Source organism: Brevefilum fermentans, from assembly GCF_900184705.1.
Classification (GTDB): domain Bacteria; phylum Chloroflexota; class Anaerolineae; order Anaerolineales; family Anaerolineaceae; genus Brevifilum; species Brevifilum fermentans.
In genome coordinates this window covers 657,563-677,572 of the sequence record NZ_LT859958.1, presented here as the reverse complement: position 1 = coordinate 677,572, position 20,010 = coordinate 657,563, and the positions used below count along the sequence as shown (strand labels likewise).

The 20,010-nt window shown below is 48.9% G+C and carries 11 protein-coding genes, 1 rRNA gene and 1 pseudogene; 5 read left to right on the top strand and 8 right to left on the bottom strand.

The features are described 5' to 3' along the window. Positions 1 to 36: 36 nt before the first annotated feature. The 5 genes and pseudogenes from CFX1CAM_RS03065 to CFX1CAM_RS03040 all read right to left on the bottom strand — a co-directional run bounded on the left by CFX1CAM_RS03065 (position 37) and on the right by CFX1CAM_RS03040 (position 7,896). A 16S ribosomal RNA gene (locus CFX1CAM_RS03065) occupies positions 37 to 1,551 on the bottom strand. 567 nt (positions 1,552 to 2,118) lie between these two features. Next, positions 2,119 to 2,907, bottom strand: a complete 789-nt coding sequence (gene surE / locus CFX1CAM_RS03055; RefSeq protein WP_087861603.1) for a 5'/3'-nucleotidase SurE — start codon at positions 2,905 to 2,907, stop codon at positions 2,119 to 2,121. Between the two features lie 37 nt (positions 2,908 to 2,944). Beyond that, positions 2,945 to 4,657 (bottom strand): hypothetical protein, encoded by a 1,713-nt coding sequence (locus CFX1CAM_RS11720; protein ID WP_407923328.1) that lies wholly within the window; start codon positions 4,655 to 4,657, stop codon positions 2,945 to 2,947. Between the two features lie 3 nt (positions 4,658 to 4,660). Further along, positions 4,661 to 6,955 (bottom strand): annotated as a pseudogene (locus tag CFX1CAM_RS11715) (preprotein translocase subunit SecA); the annotation flags it as partial. Between the two features lie 287 nt (positions 6,956 to 7,242). Next, the gene (locus tag CFX1CAM_RS03040) at positions 7,243 to 7,896 is read right to left on the bottom strand and encodes an FHA domain-containing protein (RefSeq protein ID WP_087861602.1); all 654 of its coding nucleotides are present in this window, start codon (positions 7,894 to 7,896) and stop codon (positions 7,243 to 7,245) included. A gap of 293 nt (positions 7,897 to 8,189) precedes the next feature. On the opposite strand from CFX1CAM_RS03040, the gene clpB reads away from it, so the two are divergent. Beyond that, the gene (gene clpB / locus CFX1CAM_RS03035) at positions 8,190 to 10,805 is read left to right on the top strand and encodes an ATP-dependent chaperone ClpB (RefSeq protein ID WP_087861601.1); all 2,616 of its coding nucleotides are present in this window, start codon (positions 8,190 to 8,192) and stop codon (positions 10,803 to 10,805) included. Between the two features lie 108 nt (positions 10,806 to 10,913). On the opposite strand, the gene CFX1CAM_RS03030 is transcribed toward clpB, so the two are convergent. Further along, on the bottom strand, positions 10,914 to 11,819 hold the full coding sequence (locus CFX1CAM_RS03030) for a DNA-methyltransferase (protein ID WP_087861600.1): 906 nt from the start codon (positions 11,817 to 11,819) through the stop codon (positions 10,914 to 10,916). A 655-nt stretch (positions 11,820 to 12,474) separates the two neighbouring features. Between CFX1CAM_RS03030 and CFX1CAM_RS03025 the strand changes: the two genes are divergently transcribed. Beyond that, positions 12,475 to 13,053 (top strand): transposase, encoded by a 579-nt coding sequence (locus CFX1CAM_RS03025; protein WP_087861599.1) that lies wholly within the window; start codon positions 12,475 to 12,477, stop codon positions 13,051 to 13,053. Positions 13,054 to 13,968: 915 nt separating this feature from the next. On the opposite strand, the gene CFX1CAM_RS03020 is transcribed toward CFX1CAM_RS03025, so the two are convergent. Continuing rightward, the gene (locus CFX1CAM_RS03020; protein WP_087861598.1) at positions 13,969 to 14,835 is read right to left on the bottom strand and encodes a PIG-L deacetylase family protein; all 867 of its coding nucleotides are present in this window, start codon (positions 14,833 to 14,835) and stop codon (positions 13,969 to 13,971) included. Between the two features lie 350 nt (positions 14,836 to 15,185). Further along, entirely contained in the window at positions 15,186 to 15,680 is a 495-nt protein-coding gene (locus CFX1CAM_RS03015; protein ID WP_087861597.1) for an NYN domain-containing protein, read from the bottom strand. Between the two features lie 184 nt (positions 15,681 to 15,864). Between CFX1CAM_RS03015 and CFX1CAM_RS03010 the strand changes: the two genes are divergently transcribed. The 3 genes from CFX1CAM_RS03010 to CFX1CAM_RS02995 all read left to right on the top strand — a co-directional run bounded on the left by CFX1CAM_RS03010 (position 15,865) and on the right by CFX1CAM_RS02995 (position 19,959). Further along, positions 15,865 to 16,560, top strand: coding sequence for an RNA polymerase sigma factor (locus CFX1CAM_RS03010; RefSeq protein ID WP_157891662.1), 696 nt, complete (start codon positions 15,865 to 15,867; stop codon positions 16,558 to 16,560). Then, on the top strand, positions 16,553 to 18,802 hold the full coding sequence (locus CFX1CAM_RS03005) for a PD40 domain-containing protein (RefSeq protein WP_087861595.1): 2,250 nt from the start codon (positions 16,553 to 16,555) through the stop codon (positions 18,800 to 18,802). The genes CFX1CAM_RS03010 and CFX1CAM_RS03005 overlap by 8 nt, the downstream gene beginning before the upstream one ends. Before the next feature lie 326 nt (positions 18,803 to 19,128). Further along, positions 19,129 to 19,959, top strand: a complete 831-nt coding sequence (locus CFX1CAM_RS02995; protein ID WP_157891661.1) for an NBR1-Ig-like domain-containing protein — start codon at positions 19,129 to 19,131, stop codon at positions 19,957 to 19,959. Positions 19,960 to 20,010: the final 51 nt, after the last annotated feature.

Sequence of the window (20,010 nt, the reverse complement as noted above, 5' to 3'; positions counted from 1 at the left end):
TTCATGCCCTCAGGCATGTCCGTGTGTTCTCCATAGAAAGGAGGTGATCCAGGCGCACCTTCCGGTACACCTACCTTGTTACGACTTCGTCCCAGTCACCAACCCCACCTTAGACGGCTCCCTCCCGTGAGGGTTAGGATACCGGCTTCAGGCGTTGCCAGCTTCCATGACGTGACGGGCGGTGTGTACAAGACCCGGGAACGTATTCACCGCAGTATAGCTGACCTGCGGTTACTAGCAACTCCTACTTCATGCAGTCGAGTTGCAGACTGCAATCCGAACTGAGGCCTGCTTTCAGGATTGGCTCCGCCTCGCGGCTTGGCTACCCATTGTACAGACCATTGTAGCGTGTGTGTAGCCCTGGACATAAAGGTCATGCTGACTTGACATCATCCTCACCTTCCTCCGGCTTTTTACCGGCAGTCTCGTATGACACATGTAACATACGACGAGGGTTGCGCTCGTTAGCGGACTTAACCGAACATCTCACGACACGAGCTGACGACAGCCATGCAACACCTGTACTGGCTCCCCGAAGGGTCGGTCCCTTTTCAGTTCTCTACAACCAGTATGTCAAACCCAGGTAAGGTTCTTCGTGTAGCAACGAATTAAACCACACGCTCCGCTGCTTGTGCGGGTCCCCGTCAATTCCTTTGAGTTTTAACCTTGCGGCCGTAGTCCTCAGGCGGTGAACTTATCGCGTTAGCTTCGACACCGATGGATTTAATCCCACCGACACCTAGTTCACATCGTTTACAGCTAGGACTACCGGGGTCTCTAATCCCGTTCGCTACCCTAGCTTTCGCGTCTGAGCGTCAGGAGTGGTCCAGGAGGCCGCCTTCGCCACTGGTGTTCCTCCGGATATCTGCGCATTTCACCACTACACCCGGAATTCCACCTCCCTCTACCATCCTCTAGCTTGACAGTATTGAACGACCTCTCCCAGTTGAGCCGGGAGCTTTCACGTCCAACTTATCAAACCGCCTACACGCGCTTTACGCCCAGTAAATCCGGATAACGTTTGCCTCCTACGTATTACCGCGGCTGCTGGCACGTAGTTAGCCGAGGCTTATTCTGGGAGTACAGTCCTTCCTCTTCCTCCCGAAAAGTGCTTTACAACCCGAAGGCCTTCATCGCACACGCGGCGTTGCTGGTTCACGCTTTCGCGCATTACCAATATTCCCTACTGCTGCCACCCGTAGGTGTATGGACCGTGTTTCAGTTCCATTGTGGGGGGCCACCCTCTCAGGTCCCCTAACCGTCATAGCCTTGGTAAGCCATTACCCTACCAACCAGCTGATGGTACGCTGGCCCCTCCCAAAGCGGAGCAAGCTCCTTTAATCATTAGGCTTCTAATCCATATGATCACATGAGGTATTAGCGGTCTTTTCAAACCGTTATCCCGCTCTTTGGGGTAGGTCACCAACGCGTTACTCACCCGTTCGCCACTAAGAAATTCAATGTATTGCTACATCAAATTCTCCGTTCGACTTGCATGTATTAGGCACGCCGCCAACGTTCATCCTGAGCCAGGATCAAACTCTCCGCAAAAAATTTTTCACCTGTTAAGGTGTTGGGTTCTATTTTAGCGGATATGTAAGATCTGAGTCGATCTACTTTCATTGACGAGGTTTGTCATCTTCCTATCACTCTTCAGTTGTTAAGGTGCTATCTCTTTTAACAAGAGACTCTATTCTACTCAGCACATGATTCTTTGTCAAGCATTTTGCCTGTTTTTGAGAATAAAGCGCCGATGCTGTCTCGCTAACACCGGCCGCTTGATTTCTCTTCAGAACTTCAATGTCCTGAGTGAAGTGCTCTCGCGCTGCGTCTTCAGTTTTGAAGGATCTGCCGTCTTTCTGGCGAGACCTCATAAATAAGGATTTATGTGGATTTATATCTTACTACACCACAAAACCTATGTCAAGCGTTTTTCCAACAAGAAGTTCATTTATCTGTATGGAAAACAACGTTTCTGCTGACGCTGATGATATTCTTATTTTTAAAGATCCGCCCCGTTAGGAGCAGTGCCCGATTTTTTAAGCACGAGGTAGGATTATACCGATTAATGATTAACTGTCAAGACTTTAATCCCAACTCAACCTTAAAATATGTCCATTATAAATCCAGGCTGGTGACAAACTGGCGTTCCTCCAACCAATCGCGCGTTCTATTGCTGGTCAGGTTCAGTTGAATGGGGGTCACAGAAACATATCCCGCAGCTAGCGCTCCATAATCGGTCCCGGGTTCATCGATCGCGGTCGGTGCTTGCCCGCCAATCCAGTAATAGGGCCGACCCGCGGGGTCGACCCGGCGCACCAATTCATCACGATAAATTCGCAGCCCCTGGCGGGTGATCATGTATCCTTGAAAATTCTCTGCCGGTCCATAAGGGACGTTCACACTCAAGATCATCTCAGCAGGCAACCCGTTTTGCTGACTCAACCATTGAACAACCCGCTGAGCCGCCCGGCTGGCGCCGCTGAAATCTACCGGACCCGACAATTTATCAGGTTTGTCCAGGGATACCGCCACGCCAGGGATGCCCCCGATCGCAGCCTCCATCGCAGCCGTCACCGTCCCCGAATAGGTAACATCATGCCCGATATTGGCGTTAGGGTTGATCCCGGATACGACCAGGTCAATTTTCTCCGTGATAAAGCCTAATTGTGCCAGGGCGACACAATCAGATGGGGCGCCGTCAGTTGCCCAGGCTAAGCTGCCATCCTCCAGTTCCACTTCAATGATTCGAAGCGGGCGATGAAGTGTTTTTACATGCCCCGAAGCGGACCAATTACGATCGGGCGCCAAAACAGTCACCTTGTCTGCAATCTCACGCATGGCGTGCGTCAATGCCAGCAAGCCCGGAGCCAGAACACCATCATCGTTCGTTACCAAAATATGCATACAACCTCTTCATCTCTTCATTTCTGTATTTATTTAATTAATGTCTTTTTCGGCTTTTCTTTTTCCGTTTTTTGCTGCTGGAAGACGTAGGCTGTGTTTCAGCGGGCTGTGGAGCGGTCTGAGTTGCTTTAGCAGTTTCTCTGCTAACCAGCCTTATGCGAAATATTCTCTCAGTTACCCCGACGCGAATATCTGTAAGTAAGCCCGAAAACATCTCTGTCGCCTGGTTCTTATAGATGACCAGGGGATCTCGTTGACCATAAGCCTCCATCCGCACAGACACACGCAGCGCCTCCATCCTGGTCAGGTAATCAACCCACAATTCCGAGATTCTTGAAAGCAGTATTTGTCTGTACAGTTGGTTTTGTGAAAATCTTCCCAGGATATCATGCACCGGTTTTTGTATATTTCCGGGAAGTTGATCCAGAGGCAGTGTTTGAATAGCCCGGTACGACTCACTCCCCAGTTCCGCTGAAAAGCGATCTTGCCAATCCGCAGAAAGATCTCCCAGGGTCAAACCGCTGTTGTACAGGCGCATCGTTTCGCCGACACCTAAAACCTCTGCCAGTTTGTCCTGGGCGGTTTCTAGATGGCGAATGATCCGCTGCTCCAGGGTATCCGGCGGAAGATCAGCCAAATATTGGGCGGCTTTAAAGTGGTATTGCAATCGAACCACCCTCTTGGTCACAGCTTGATGCGTGCGGTCATCAAAGGCAATCATCCGACCCTGGGTTAGCAGGATCAGTGCCCGCATCAGTGCAGCAGGGTTTTCCAGGGCTGCCGTCAACAGTTCCTGGTTGGCTTTTAAATCACTCTGGATCTCACCATTAGGACCCAATACGTATGTCCTGCGCCTGTCCAGGGTATCTGCAACCCGTTCCAACAATAATGCATGGATCTGATCCCAGGATTGATCGCTTAATTCAGCAGCTTTTAAATTCCAATTGTCGACCAATTGCCGCTCAAAATTTCGGATCAGTCGCCGAATGGAGATTTGCATCAGTGTGTTTCGAATTTGCGCGCTCACCTCATCGATTGCCTTCTGAGATCCAGCGTACAAGCCTTCTACAACCGCATCCGTCAGGCGCAATGGAACATGGATCAGTTCATACAGCTCGGCTTTAATATCTCTAACCTGCCTTTGCTCGTCATAATCCAGTCCATCGACATAGGCGTGGAAAGAATCCAGCTTTTCAGCCAGCAGGTTCTCAAACCCCAACTCTTCTTTCCGAATTGAAGCCTCAGCTACGTCAAGCACGTGTTCATGCCAGACCTCAAGGGATTCCTCAGCAATATCGATCAGCCGGTTCTGCAGTGCTTCAACTGTTGCTGGCTTTCCGATCTCGTCCATCATGACCTGCAATGCAAAAGAGGGGTGGAAAACCCCGGCCTGGTCTATGGCTGGCTGGATGCCATCCAGGTAAGCCAGCAGCTTCCACAAGCCTTCTTCATCCTGCACGCCTTTTTGAACGCGCCGGCTGACTTCCGTCCGCAGCATTTCAGTGACATCCTCGCGCAGATCTTCTTTATCAAAGATGCGATCGCGTTGCTCATAGATACGCTTCCTTTGGGCGTTGAGTACATCGTCGTATTCCAGCAGGTGTTCTCGTACATCAAAATTGGCGCCCTCAACCCGCATCTGTGCTGATTCAACCAGGCGCCCCAAGATGCCATGTTCAATCGGCAGGCTCTTATCGATGTTCAGCCGTGCCAACAGGCTTTCCGCCTGTCCTCCGCCAAACAACCGCATCAACTCATCTTCCATGGAAAGGTAAAAGCGGGAGGATCCCGGGTCACCCTGGCGGGCAGCCCGACCGCGCAACTGGTTATCGATCCGGCGCGCTTCGTGACGCTCGGAGCCGATCACATGCAATCCGCCCAGTTCGCGCACCCGTTTCATTTCAGCCATATAGGTCAGGAACGCTTCCACATCTTCAGCCTCATCACCGTAACGGTCCACCGGTATTGCTTCAAGCGCTTCCAGGCGATCCTGCATCGGCAAATTGTACGCATCCGGAATGCCACTTTCCATCAGGAAGCGATTCACCCTGGACAGGCTGTCTTCAGGCAATTCGCCGCCCAGTTTGATATCCACACCCCGCCCAGCCATGTTGGTTGCAATCGTCACCGCCCCAAAGGCGCCTGCCCCGGCGATAATTTTCGATTCCTCAGTGTGCTTCCGGGCGTTTAACACCTGGTGCGGCACACCACCCTTGATTGCAGCATCCAGGCGCGGCCAATCTTCAGGCGAAAGGTTCAAGATCTGCAACAAATGGCTCCGGTTGACCTCATCCAGCGGGCTGAGCGATGTCAGCCCATATTCACGGGCTGTACGGCGCAATTCCGGGCTGTGCAACTGGTCCAGATCAACGTACAGGTGATCCAGTTCTGGGATGGACACGGTTTGGTGTTCCTGCAGGTTTTTGTGTTGAAGATAAGCCTGCCTGATCAGGAGCACTTCCAACAATCGGCGAACATGACCGGAATTCAGGCGCTCTGACAGGCGTTCAGAACTTTCCACCGAAGTCGTTCCCACCAGTTGCGGACGTCCGATGACATGGTAATAAATAATATCTTTGACAATCGCCCGAAGTTTGGCTTCCTCTGTCTGGTACACCACATCCGGGAAATCTTTCCGCTTCCAAAATAGCGGGGTTTGAGTCGCATCTCCGATACGGTAATAATATGAAAATTTATAACCCTGTTCGTCTTTATCAACAATTTCAGCCAGGCTGGGTTGATCTCCCATAGCCTGGTATTCCAGGTGTGTGGGAATCGGCAGCACTTCCAGTTTGTAAATTTTGTCAAACTCCTCGGCTTCCGTCAGTGCTGTACCCGTCATTCCCGCTAATTTTTCATACATACGGAAGTAATTCTGAAGCGTGATGGTGGCATAGGTCACGTTTTCAGCCTGAACGCTGACGCCCTCCTTGGCTTCCACAGCCTGGTGCAAACCGTCAGACCAGCGTCGACCGGGCATTAACCGCCCGGTGAACTCATCGACAATCACCACTTCTTTATTCTGTACAATATATTCCTTGTTACGATGAAAAAGAAACTCAGCCCGCAAAGCCTGCTCTAAAAAGCCCAGCATGCTCTCCTGCTCCGTGGTAATATCCTCCGGGCGTTCAGGGTCGCTCAGGGGCATGTCTAACAATTCTTCCACATGAGCCAAACCGATCTCCGAAAGCGTCACCGTGCGGTCTTTTTCGCTGATCTCGTAATCTTCTGGCACCAATTGTTTGACGACTTGCGCCATGCGGACATACCATTCAGTATCATCGTGAGAAGGTCCGGAAATGATCAACGGTGTACGGGCTTCGTCAATCAGGATATTATCGACCTCATCGATGATGGCGTAATAATGCCCGCGCTGCGCCCGGGCTTCTTTACTGTTGGTCAGGTTGTCCCGCAGGTAATCAAAACCGAACTCGTTATTGGTGCCATAGGTGATATCCGCCTGGTAGGCAAGCTTGCGAGGTACCGCCTCCAGTTGATCCTGTTCTTCAATCGGTGAGCGCTTATTCGGATTATAAATAAACGCCTGAGGACCGCTTTCGGTGCGGGCGGACATTTGTAGAATGCCTACGGAAAGCCCCAATAAACGGTAAATTGTGCCCATCCAGCGACCGTCACGGCGCGCCAGGTAGTCGTTAACCGTCACCAGGTGCGCCCCACGTCCAGCCAGTGCATTTAAATACAGTGGCAGGGTCGCTGATAAAGTTTTACCTTCTCCCGTTTTCATTTCGGCGATTTCACCGCGGTGCAGGGTGATGCCGGTGATCATCTGCACGTCATAGTGTCTTTGTCCCAGGGTGCGTTTGCTGGCTTCGCGCACGGCGGCAAACGCCTCCGGTAGCAAATCATCCAGGGTTTCTCCGACTGCCAGGCGTTGTTTGAATTCCTGGGTCTTTGCGCCCAGGGCTGCATCACTTAATGCTTCATACTCGGGCTCAAGCGCATTGATCTGATTTACAACTTCCATTAACGCATTCACTTTGCGTTGGTGCGGATCTGCGCCAAAAAGTTGAGTAAGTTTTTTAAACATAGTCTTTCACCCACAATTCAGGTTTTTTTCGCAATTTTTCATTATAGCACACGGCTCAAGATCTAAAAACTGCGCCGCACATGTCAGCATCTCATCAACTGCCCTCTGGAAAATAACGGCGTCATGATCGAATACGCTGGAATGTTCGCTCTGAGCGTTTTGAAATCAGCCTTGCCATGCCGCAGATACTGCGTATGTCCCTGAAAGGGAACTGGCATAAGCAGCTTAAACTAAAAATCCCGGCAAACAAATCGCCGGGAAAGGTTGAAATGTATCAGCCTACAGGGTTAAAAAGGTACCGGGCACCCAGGCAATGTATTAAAGAACAGTGCACACCACCAGGAAGCGGGCATCAAGTACATCGTAACCGCAATCACGCACACCAAAACAACAATGGCGACCAGCAATACGATCATCCCGGTTGGTAAACCGCGTTTGTCAGTTTTTTTCTTGATCGGCGGTTCATAAGCCGGCGCCTCTCTTTGTACAGGGAGTTCATCAACGGGTTGCTGGTATTGCCACGGTTCAAGATCCTCTTTTTCAACTTCAGGTACGAAATGAGGCTGTGGCGCCGGCGTCGCGTACACGGGTGCCGGTTGAACCTGCGGCCTGATTCTGGTAGGATCCGTTGTCTCCTCAAGCTTATCGAAAATCAACTGCACACTCTCACCAAGGGTGATTAAATCTCCCTTGCGCAATTGCTGTGGGCTGGTGATGCGCTCCCCATTGAGGAAAGTGCCATTGGTCGACCCTAAATCCTCAACAAAGACCCCACCCTCCCAGGTGTAAAAACGGGCATGCCGCCGCGAAATCTCAGGGTCGCTGACAATGAAATCGTTTCCCAGGTCGCGGCCTAAAAAGGCTTCTTCCTTTTCTAATAAAAATACCTTCCCAGGTTCAGGACCCAAACGCATTATGAATTGAAATTTTGTGGTTGCCATCAGAACTCCTCAATCCTCATAGTTAATTGATTTTCACCTTGTTGTATTAATTAATCATATCCTATAGTCCTAGTTTAATGTTTATTAGGATTGATGTCAAATGGTTTTCTCGTTCTTTTCACCGTGTAGGTGACTTGTTTGCGTAATTCTAATACCTCATTAACGTTTCTCAAATATCGCAGCCTTAAAATGATACTTAAAGTGTTCGTGTTAGATTGTGGTCAATCCCTGTCCCAATTGATTTTCCAGGGACTGTCTTAACGGAGCACATTTTGGAATTTCGGAGAAGAAAAATGGATTTAAATAAATACACCCAAAAAGCACAGGAAGCGTTGATCGAGGCTCAGAGGATAGCCCTTGAATTAAACCATCAGAATATTGAACCCGTTCACCTGCTGATGGCGCTTTTAAACCAGACAGATGGCGTTGTTCCTGCTATCGTCACGAAGATTGCTGGCAGCCCGCTGGCATTGAAAGAAGACGTACAAACCGAACTGGACAAACGCCCCAAGGTCTACGGCGGAGGGACCGGTCAACCCGGGTTAAGCCGCAGCACAAGCGAAATCGCCGTTGCAGCCGAACGCTACGCCAGGGGCATGTCGGATGAATATGTATCTACCGAGCACCTGCTGTTAGGTCTGACTGAAAGCACAGAGGGCAAGCGGCTCGCCAGTTTTGGCATCACCAAGGACTCCATCCTTAAAGCCCTCAAAGAGGTGCGTGGCTCGCAGCGCATTACCTCCCAAACGCCAGAATCGACTTATGAAGCATTGGAAAAATACGGTCGTGATCTGACAGCCCTGGCACGCAGCGGCAAACTGGACCCCGTCATCGGTCGCGATGAGGAGATCCGCCGTATCGTACAGATCCTCTCTCGCCGTACCAAAAACAACCCGGCACTTATCGGTGAGCCCGGCGTGGGCAAGACGGCTATCGTGGAGGGGCTGGCTCAACGCATCGTCAACGGTGATGTGCCGGAAGGGCTGAAGAACAAGCGAATCGTCGCCCTCGATATCGGTTCGTTGATCGCTGGCGCCAAGTTCCGTGGTGAGTTCGAAGAACGGTTGAAGGCCGTATTAAAGGAAATCACCGATGCTGCTGGTGAGATCATCCTGTTCGTCGATGAAATGCACACCGTGGTCGGTGCGGGCGCAGCAGAGGGCGCCATGGACGCCAGCAACATGCTTAAACCTCTGCTGGCTCGCGGTGAACTGCATATGATCGGCGCCACCACCCTCGACGAATACCGTAAGTACATCGAAAAGGATGCCGCCCTGGAGCGCCGTTTCCAACCCGTGTTCCTCACCGAACCCTCCGTAGAGGACACCATCAGCATTCTGCGTGGGTTAAAGCAACGTTATGAGGTGCACCACGGCGTGCGCATCACCGACCCGGCTGTAATCGCTGCGGCAACCCTCTCCCATCGCTACATTGCCGACCGCTTCCTACCTGATAAAGCCATTGACTTGATCGACGAAGCCGCGGCTCGTCTGCGGACGGAGATCGACTCCAAGCCGCAAGCCCTGGACCAGGTCGATCGGGGGATCATGCAACTGGAGATCGAACGCCAGGCTTTACAAATGGAAAAGGATAAAGCTTCTAAAGAACGTCTGGCGAACCTGGAGAAAGAATTGGCTGACCTGCGCGAGCAGGCCAGTCATCTGCACACCCGCTGGGAGAACGAAAAAAAGGGTATCCAGGAGATCCGTGATATCAAAGAACAGATGGACCAGACCGAAATCGAGATCGAACGAGCAGAACGCAACGCAGAATTGGAAAAAGCCGCTCGCCTGCGCTACGGCACCTTGAACGAGCTTGAATCGCGGCTGGCAGCAGCTGAAGCGCAACTGAAAGAGCTGCAGAGCGAATCCCCCCTGCTAAAGGAGGAGGTCGATGCCGAAGAAATCTCCCAAATCGTGTCCAAATGGACCGGCATTCCCGTTTCTCGCCTGTTAGAAGGCGAGATGCAAAAGCTGATGTACATGGAAGAACGTCTTCACCAGCGCGTCGTCGGGCAGGATGAGGCTGTCGAGACGGTCTCCAACGCCGTCCGACGTGCCCGGGCTGGCTTGCAGGATCCCCAACGTCCGATCGGCTCCTTCATGTTCCTGGGTCCGACCGGTGTAGGCAAGACCGAACTGGCCCGTGCCCTGGCAGAATTCATGTTCAACGACGAGAACGCCATGGTGCGCATCGACATGAGCGAGTACCAGGAAAAGCACACCGTCAGCCGACTCTTCGGTGCCCCACCCGGGTACGTGGGTTACGAGGAGGGCGGTCAACTCACCGAAGCGGTCCGCCGCCGACCCTACAGCGTGGTGCTCTTCGATGAGATCGAAAAAGCCCACAGCGAGGTATTCAACGCCCTGCTGCAGCTTTTAGAAGACGGTCGTCTGACCGATGGTCAGGGGCGCACCGTCGACTTCCGCAATACCGTGGTGATCATGACCAGCAATCTGGGCAGCGAGCTGTGGATGGGCAACGTTGCCGACCAGGACGGGGTCAAGCAAGTCACCCGCGAACAGGTCAACCGGTTGCTGCAGGCGCACTTCCGCCCCGAGTTCCTCAACCGGGTGGATGAAATTGTCATCTTCCATCCGCTTTCCAAGCAGGACCTGGTACAAATCGTCGACATCCAGCTTGAACGGGTGGCAGCCTTGCTGTCTCAGCGCGGCCTCACTCTGCAGGTGGACCCCGAGGCGCGCCTCTACCTGGCTGAGGTCGGTTACGACCCGGACTTCGGCGCCCGCCCCCTCAAACGCGCCATTCAGCGTGAACTTCAGGATCCGCTGGCGCTGATGGTCATCGGCGGTGAGGTGAGCGAAGGTGATACCCTGAAAGTCTCACGCAGACCAGATGGGTTGGTTTTCGAAGTCAACCGCCACGTGAATAACACGCCTGCATCATAACCATATCAACATAGAGACGCTTGAAAAAGCGTCTCTATTTAGATTTCGTTGAATGATATACATCTTGATGTCTTCCATGCATTTTGGGCTCGTATCAAAATTTTTAATTTAGGTATCGTGTCTCATCTGGTTTTTGAATGGCGCAATTCTTTCTTCAGCTAACTTTACATATTCTGGATCGATTTCATAGCCAATATAAAACCTTTCAGAATTGATTGAGGCTATTGCCGTGGTTCCCGAGCCCATAAATGGATCCAAAACGATATCGTTCGTGAAAGTATACAATTGAATTAATCGGTGAGGCAATTCAACCGGAAATGGAGCTGGGTGCCCGACTTTTCTGGCGGACTCCGGATTCATTGTCCACACCGATTTTGTCCATTCCATAAATTGATCTTTTTCAATTGTACTTTTTTGTTCTCTGGCTTTACTTCGTTTGAAAGATCCTTTTGAAAAAATCAAAATATATTCATGCACATCACGCAACACTGGGTTTGAGGCTGATTTCCAACTACCCCAAGCCATCGAAACGCCAGCACCAGCTCCTTTGTTCCAGATGATTTCTCCCCTCATTAAAAATCCGATCTCTTCCATCATGCTTGAAATATAGTCTGATAAGGGTATGTAAGGTCTTCTGCCAAGGTTGGCGACATTGATGCACGCTCGACCGCCATTGACCAAGACCCTGTAGGTCTCGGAAAAAACATTGAACAGCATTTTTAGGTATTCATGCAATGACAAATCTTGATCGTATTCTTTTGAGGCATTGTATGGGGGTGATGTGACCATTAAATGCAATGAATTATCCGGAATTTCCTTCATATTTTCTGAAGTTCCATGAATAATTGTGTTTTTAAATTCTTCTGGGAATTTATTGTCTTCGCCGACCATTTTTTCATCTTTCATAGACAACTCTGAATACAATCGAGCGTCATAGTACCGTGAAGAATCGTGGCTTATCCTTGAAGTTGTACCGAAACGGCTTGTTTTTGTTCCAGTGTGTTTATCGTTCATTGTTTTTTATTTCCATTCCCAAAGTTCGACCCAGCAAGCTTAAAGATTACAATCAATCTCCATTTTATTCTAACTCGAATCTTTAACTACCCCCATTAAAACCCCGGGGGTCTGGAGGGACATTTAGCACAATATACCTACCAACCCACAAACAAAGATCCCGGGGTTTAAGTTGAGAACTCCGGGGTCTGGAGAGAATAAATTATTTTCTCTCCTTGAAATAATATCAGCCAAAGTGTAATCAAAGACTTCCGGGGTTTAGTTGAGAACCCCGGGGGTCTGAAGAGAGTAAATAATTTTCTCTCCTTGAATGAATATAAGCCGAAGTGCAATCAAAGGCCCCCGTGAAAACCCCGGGGGTCTGAAAGTAATAAACAATTTTCTCACCTTGAAATAATATCAGCCAAAGCGCAACCAAAGACCCCCGGGGTTTAAGAAGTTGGGGGTTTAAGTTGAGAACCCGGGGGTCTGGAGAGAAAAAATTATTTTCTCTCCCTTGAATGAATAACAGCCAAAGCGCAACCAAAGACCCCCGGAGTTGAATTAAATCATGCGTACTCAATCAATTATCCAATGGGTTTACTTAGAATAATAGTCATATCCCCATTTATTAAAAGCCTTATAATTAGAAAAGAAAAACGCAGGAGATAACATAATGCCGCTTCGTACGGATCCTTTACTTCCCGGTGAATATTATCATATCTATAACCGCGGGATTAACAGCACAATCACCTTTCGAGAGAGTAGGAATTATTTCTTCTTCCTTCGCAAAATCAAAGAAATTCTCTTACCAAACGCTGCTGAAATTATTACATACATGCTTATGCCCACACATTATCACTTGTTGATACAAATAAAAGATGAAACCTTTTCATCTGCAATGGGAAGACTTATCAATTCTTACACAAAAGCAGTGAATCGCGAATGGCGCAGAACCGGCCCATTATTTGAAGGGCGATTCAAAGCAAAACATGTGGATACCGATGAATATGTTCTCGAGCTTTCTAGATATATTCACCTGAACCCCGCTGCAGCTAATTTAGTTGCTCATCCTGATGAGTGGTGCTATTCAAGCTATACTACGATCATTGGCAACAAAGATGGAATACTCCCGGTATCCGACCTTATTTCCAGCTACTTCATCAACACCGATCCAAAAATTGGGTATCAACAATTTGTTGAAGACTCGCTTGAAAGAAAATACAGCAATATTTCCCATCTGCTATTTGATTAATAACTCAAACCCTGGGAGCTGAAGAGAATAATTAATTTCCTTTCCCTTAAATTAATAACAACCAAAACGCAACCAAAGAACCCCTTAAAACCCCGGGGGTCTGAAGGTAATAAACAATTTTCTCTCCTTTGAATGAATAACAGCCAAAATGCAACCAAAGACCCCCGGGGTTTAAGTTGGAAACCCCGGGGCCTGGAGAGAGTAAATGATTTTCATTCGTTGAATTAATATCAGCCAATGCGCAACCAAGGACCCCCGTGAAAACCCCGGGGGTCTGAAGAGAATTAATAAATATTTCTTCTTGAACCGAAGACCCCCGAGGTTAAAGTTGAGAACCCCGGGGGTCTGAAGGTAATAAACAATTTTCTTAAGTTGAATTAATAACAGCCAAAACGTAAACAAAGACCCCCGGGGTTTAAGTTGGAAACCCCGGGGCCTGGAGAGAGTAAATGATTTTCATTCGTTGAATTAATATCAGCCAAAACGTAAACAAAGACCCCCGGGGTTTAAGTTGGAAACCCCGGGGCCTGGAGAGAGTAAATGATTTTCATTCGTTGAATTAATATCAGCCAAAACGCAACCAAAGACCCCCGGGGTTTAAGTTGAGAACCCCGGGGTCTGAAGGCGCATTTAGCACAGTATGCAAACCAACTCACAAATAAAGACCCCCGGGGTTAAAGTTGAGAACCCCGGGGGTCTGAAGGTAATAAACAATTTTCTTTCGTTGAATTAATATCAGCCAAAGCGCAACCAAAGACCCCTTAAAACCTCGGGGGTCTAAAGAGAATAAATAAATTTATCTTCTTGAATTAATCCCAGCCAAAATGCAATCAAAGACCCCCGGGGTTTCGGTTAAAAGCCCAGCTAACCCACAACCAAAGACCCCCGGGGCTTGAAGTCGTTTGCAGCCAGGCTCTACACAAACAAATCGCGTTTAACCTTCTGTCCTGCGTTAGGTTCGGGAAAACCCTGCATGAAGGTCTCATAACGCCCGCCAAACAAGCGAGAGATCAGCCCCCTGAAACCCCGATCCAAACTGGCGCCACCCTGGCTGGCATGGCAGGCTGCGGCAGCTTGACGCACGCCACTCACCGAACGGCAATCAATTTTCACATGGGTAGGGAAATCAACCTCAGCAATTGAAACCAGGTCAATATCCCTGTTGCGCCCAAAACGGCGCGGATCCCGTCCGAACAGGCGCAACGTCCACACCGCAGCCCTGACAAACGACCGGTTGATCGTATGGTAAAAGAGTTTTCCTGGCTGAAAAGCCGGCAGACCCTGGGGATCGACAAAGGTCTCATCGCTGGCGAGAGAAAAAGCCCGTACTGTTGCTTGATGCATGGCAATATGGTCAGGATGCCGATAACCGCCGATCGGGTCAAAGGTGATCACCACATCGGGTTTGATCTTGCAGATCAGGTGGGCGAGCTCTGCCGCCACCTGCTCCACCGGTTGAGCAGCCAGCGCCTGTGGGTGCTGGTTGGATGCAGAGCCAGGCATACCCGAATCGCGGTAATTCAGAAAATGCAGTTCCTTGATCCCTAAAACTTCAGCCGCACAGCGCAGTTCCTGAGTGCGCAGACAGGCTGCGCTGTGAATGCGCTCGGTATATTCCGGGTCAATTTCACCTTGCTCACCCCGCGTCGCGCAGACCAGGTGTACATCTACACCCTGGCGTGCATACAGAGCCAGCGTGCCGCCCATGCCGAAGGTCTCATCATCCGGGTGCGCCAGTGCAGCCAATAAAGTCTTTTTATGGGGAAGGAGGGGATGCTTCATATGGATTACCTCTAGAATTTAATTCGCGCGGATTGGAATAACCATACTCCCATAGAAACCGGCACAGGTAGATCTGTCCGAAGAAAATGCCCTGTGCTGCAACCAACTAATCTTTACACAGAATTCTAACCTGATGATGCCTGTTATTAAGTCAGCTGCCTGGCATGAAGGACACGCCAGGCAGTCTCTGGGAGGAAACCACCATAATGACTTGCAAAACATCTCGGGTTCTGCAGGTTTTCCGGTGGAAGACACATGTTGTACCAGTAAAAAGTGTGTCTTTGCCTATGACTATACTGGGTTGGACCGTTGAATGTATTAAGTATTGATTAGAGTTTATAAAGTTTACCTTATTTATAAGGTTTCCGTTTTTTTGGATCACGCCCCTGTTTGAAGATCTTTTGCCAGTAATCCACCTCCTGCGGGCTGAGCGGCTGCTCACGCGGGTCCAGGCCGGGTTCCTCTGGTGCCAAATTCGCCCACTCCGCCGCAAAATCAGCAGAAGTGATTACTTTTGCCTGGACAGCCCGGGCAGCCTGCACAATCTGGTGATCAGAGCTGACCACAGCCACATTTTTCGCCTGTTTACCCAGTTTCTGCAGGTAATCGATGATGGCCGCATCTGCCGAAATGCCGACGCGCACAAAATGTGCTGTTACCCGCCCAAATTGCTGCACGCGCGCCTGCCCGATGGGAGCGCGGTCAAAGAACACCCTGACTTTTGCCCGTCGCACCCGGCAATACTCCTGCAGCACTGCGATCAGGTGCAGTTCATCATCCGCATCCGAAAGATCAATGCCCGGAATATGCGGGATCAGGTTGTGACCATCAATGATTATCTCCATATCTTAATTCTATCGCATAGGTAAAGACCCTTCCAGTGGGGTCAACTCCCAAAACCGGCTCCCTGACCGATACGGTATCATTTTTCCACATTTCACTGGACAAAAAGAGAGACCTCCTTAAAAATAGACAAAATAGAAGTCGAAGGAAGTTCATAAGGGCATCAATCTTGTCAGGATACAATTGGTGGTTGATAATTGGAATAATCTTTTTGTCCCGATTGCCATATTTTTTCGAATTAGTTATAGAGCTCAAAAAATTATAATTCTCTGCAGGGTATTGTTTAGGCGATCACAGGAGAAATCTATGGCAGAAAGCAGGATTACATTGACAACAGAAAAATTTAACCCCATGACAGATGAAATAAGGATCATTCAAGCCGCAAAACAGGATCCCAGGGTGTTTGGAGAATTGTATAAGCTGTATGTTGAACAGGTTTTCCGATATCTCTACAGCAAGATAGGTAATTTGCATGATGCTGAAAATATTACATCTCAGACATTTCTTGCGGCTTTCGAATCCTTTGATAAATTCCGGCAAGATGGGCACTTTGCTTCCTGGTTGTTTGGAATTGCTCGTAATAAAGCAATGGACCATTTCCGCCGACTGTATCGTTCGACACAGATGGATGGGTTCAGTGAGGGACCTGCGGAAGACAATACTTTAGCCGGGATAATCAAGACAGAACAGGAGGAAGCGTTGTCAAAACTCATCCAGGCTTTGCCCAAAGAAGACCGCGAACTAATCCGTCTCCGCTTCTTGGCAGAGATGAGTTTCCCAGAAATCGCCCGTTTCCTTCATCGTAATGAAGCAGCAGTTAAAAAATCAATATACCGGTTACTGGCACGGTTGCACAGCCAGTTGGAGGTTTCAAATGAATGAGAATTTTTCAACCCCTCAATTAGAAGAGAGTATTCGTAAATCCTTTGGAGTACCTGAGATCCGATCCAAATTTGTTGATGAAGTGTATAACAATTTGATGCAACAAGCAGTGGCAAAATCTAAGAAACCTCGTCCTTCCTTAGGCCTGCGACCTGTATGGACCATTTCTATCGCGATTCTTGCCCTGATGATCATCAGCACCCTGGTCATTGGTCCCCGGCGAGTCTACGCTGCTTTACTTCAACTCTTTGGTTATATACCAGGTGTCGGGATTGTGGACCAAAACAGCCCTATCCGTTTGTTGGCTGAACCTGTGAGTATCACGCGTGATGGGGTTACAGTGTCTGTAAACCAGGCAGTCCTAACTGGGACCGAAACGCGCCTGGATTTTGGCATCTCTGGTGTTCCACTTTCTGCCTACCCAAAGGCGGAAGCAACATCAGGGTGCGTAGAGCGAGAATATCTCCGTTTGCCGGATGGCACGAGAATTGATGTAAACGCCCCCATACCCATCAAAGTGGATGAAGCGACCTTTGTTCTTCCCTGTATATTCAACACTCTCCCTGGCACAGTCCCTATCGATTGGGAGCTGCCAATACATTTTGTTGCGGCTCCGTCAGACCTCACAATTCTGCCTGTCTTAGATGTGATTCCTTCTTCTACACCAACAGACCAAAAACTTGGGATGGATATTGGAACTACTCCAACAACCGCAAACGAAACAACGCAAGTTAACGTATCAATAGAAAAAGTCATCGAAATTGAGGGAGGGTATATTCTGCTTGGATCTGTACGCCCCAATTTTCCAGCAGGAAGCTGGCTTCAAATTACTGGTCCTGCAATAATTAAAGATGAGACCGGTAAAAACGTGAATTACACCTTCCCCAATGATGTTCAGCCATTAGATGATGCAAGTCTTGGTCAAGGCGGTTACTCATGGGTAATGCAAATCAATGGCGCCGGAGTTAAGTTCTCCATAACCGTCAGCTTTTCCGGGGTGATCATTTCGCAGGTAGACTCTGAAGCATTTGCGAAAACCACAGTTAATGTGGGCTCGAACCCGCAAACTGAACAAATTTGGGAAGTTAACCAGGATGTTCAAATTGCCGGAAAAACAATTCGATTGATTTCTTTAACAGCCCATGCAGACGGGTATTCCTTCCGCATCGATCCGGGGAAGAATTTGAGTGGTGTTAGTGTTCAAATCGAAGGATATCAAGCAATTGGCGGTGGGGGTAGCGAAGGTACAACCAACGGAAAGGTGTTCAATACAAGCCTCATTTATAGTGATTTTCCAAAAGGTGATTTGACGATTGTATTCTCCAATCCGCGTTTAGCCAGCCCCATTGCCACCTGGAAGACAGTATGGCAACCGGAGGTCATACCACAGTTTTCATCGATCGATGTTCCTTCAACAGTCTGCTTGAATGCTGAATCATTCCAAGGACTAAGCCCAATACCAGCGGGGCTGACCGGTAAAGTCATGTTAACCCAACTGAACCCTCAGCGTCAAATCATCTTAGCCGGGATGGATGGCAGCCTATTAGAAGTGCTTGCTACAGGTAATGGTCAGGCGGCTCTCACGCAAGATGGCACCCGCCTGGCATATACAACTGATGCTGGAATCAGAATCCAGAATCTATCGAGTGGAGAGTTTGCCGAGATAGCTGGCGTTTTTGGACGAGACCTTCATTGGTCACCCGATGGAAACCAGCTCGCCTATGTGAACTCATCTGATTTGTTTGGCGTGTTCTTGATCGATAGCGATGGTATGAATCCAAGACAGCTTTCCAACCTGGGATATGAATCGATTGCGGGGTGGTCGCAAGATGGATCTAAACTTTATTATGCAATACCTGGTTCGAGTGAGGACGGCTTCTTTCTGCGGTCGGTGGATGTAAGCACTGAAATTACTCATGATCTGTTCGTGCTGGAAAACTCTTCTCGCAAAGCGCCGATGCCGGCGGTGTCGCCGGATGGAAAATGGATTGTTTATCGAGCCAGCGATAACAACAGCCTATTTATCAAAGGAATGGATGGAAACCCGGCACGATTGTTGCTGGACAACCCGGCTAATGCGATCAACGGAATTGCTTGGGATAAAGAAAGTCTCTTTCTCGGTGTGAGCTTGATCACCCCTGAATATCCGGATGGTGAGATTATCTTGATAGCACCTAATCGTTGCGAAACCTATCGGCTTCCTGGTTTGAGTGGCGCATTGGATGGGGTATTCATTCCATAAAGCGAAACAGGTAAGTGATTAATACGTGAAAAGATGGAGGGTGGCTATAAGGCGACCTTCCTTTAACCATCCAATGAGGAATATTATGAAATTTCGGTTATCCAGTTTTTTTATTTGGTTAATGATCGTAACCCTCCTGTCAGGGTGTATGTCTTTGTATACAGTTGAGACAAACTCCCAAACAGATGGTACACAAACCACTGCTACACCATTTTTAACAGCAATCACACAGCCAGCAACGGTGACACCCCTTCCATCACCAACGGGTACATCTGCACCGCTGCTCACACAAACACCTCTGGTTCAGAAAAGCGGGTTCGTTTTTTTTGGGAGAAACCATTCCTGACGGAACGAATCTTCAACCCGGACATCATTTTGAAAAGACATGGACTATTAAAAATGATGGGTCAAGCACCTGGGAAAAGAGTTTTAAATTGGTAAGGACGGCTTCAACTCCAGTTAATGAATCTCTTGGCAGTCCGGAGCATATTCCACTTGCTCAAGAAGTAAAACCTGGAGAGACAATCGAAATCAAGGTCGACCTGGTTGCTCCTCAGCAAGACGGCCAATATACAGTTTATTACGAACTTCGGGATGGAGCTGGCTTGTCTGTGCTCAATAGCCAGATTTGGGTAACAATTACCGTCGGAAACATTCCAGTATCAACATCAGGCGAGTATGGAGTGAGCGCCCAACTTTTATCTGCTTATATGGATCATTCAGAATTTAAAGTCGATTTTTGTATGCAGCTTCCTGATGAACGTCAATGGTACCCCGAGAATGTGTTGCTTTTGGTTAACCACCAACAATACGCTCCTGTTGCCAGCCGAATTGATCCAATTGGTGCAACGACTGCAAATAAATGTTTCAGTTTTAGTTTTCCGGTTTCGATTGCTTCAGGATCAACGTATCAATTATCAATTGGAAAAGTGGAACTGCCACCAGAGGTCCATCAAGCTGAAAATTGTGCCAGGGCACAAACAATATTACGTGCAGCTTATCCCGGATTAGATTTCAACTGCGCTGGACCTGGTTTTTGGTATACCCACCTGGTTTTACCATCGGATATGACAGAAGAACAGGCAGATCAATTGATTCTTGATGCGATGTCCAGCTCGATTTATGGTCCTTGGTCATTAAGCGGGATGACTCCCTGAATCATCTTTTTAGTTACTTTTTTTCGGAGAAATGCGAATAGAATTCGGCCA

Excerpts from the sequence above, each read along its gene's own strand:
- surE (WP_087861603.1), bottom strand. The coding sequence starts at position 2,907 with ATGCATATTTTGGTAACGAACGATGATGGTGTTCTGGCTCCGGGCTTG.
- CFX1CAM_RS11720 (WP_407923328.1), bottom strand. The coding sequence starts at position 4,657 with ATGCGGTTGTTTGGCGGAGGACAGGCGGAAAGCCTGTTGGCACGGCTG.
- CFX1CAM_RS03040 (WP_087861602.1), bottom strand. The coding sequence starts at position 7,896 with ATGGCAACCACAAAATTTCAATTCATAATGCGTTTGGGTCCTGAACCT.
- clpB (WP_087861601.1), top strand. The coding sequence starts at position 8,190 with ATGGATTTAAATAAATACACCCAAAAAGCACAGGAAGCGTTGATCGAG.
- CFX1CAM_RS03030 (WP_087861600.1), bottom strand. The coding sequence starts at position 11,819 with ATGAACGATAAACACACTGGAACAAAAACAAGCCGTTTCGGTACAACT.
- CFX1CAM_RS03025 (WP_087861599.1), top strand. The coding sequence starts at position 12,475 with ATGCCGCTTCGTACGGATCCTTTACTTCCCGGTGAATATTATCATATC.
- CFX1CAM_RS03020 (WP_087861598.1), bottom strand. The coding sequence starts at position 14,835 with ATGAAGCATCCCCTCCTTCCCCATAAAAAGACTTTATTGGCTGCACTG.
- CFX1CAM_RS03015 (WP_087861597.1), bottom strand. The coding sequence starts at position 15,680 with ATGGAGATAATCATTGATGGTCACAACCTGATCCCGCATATTCCGGGC.
- CFX1CAM_RS03005 (WP_087861595.1), top strand. The coding sequence starts at position 16,553 with ATGAATGAGAATTTTTCAACCCCTCAATTAGAAGAGAGTATTCGTAAA.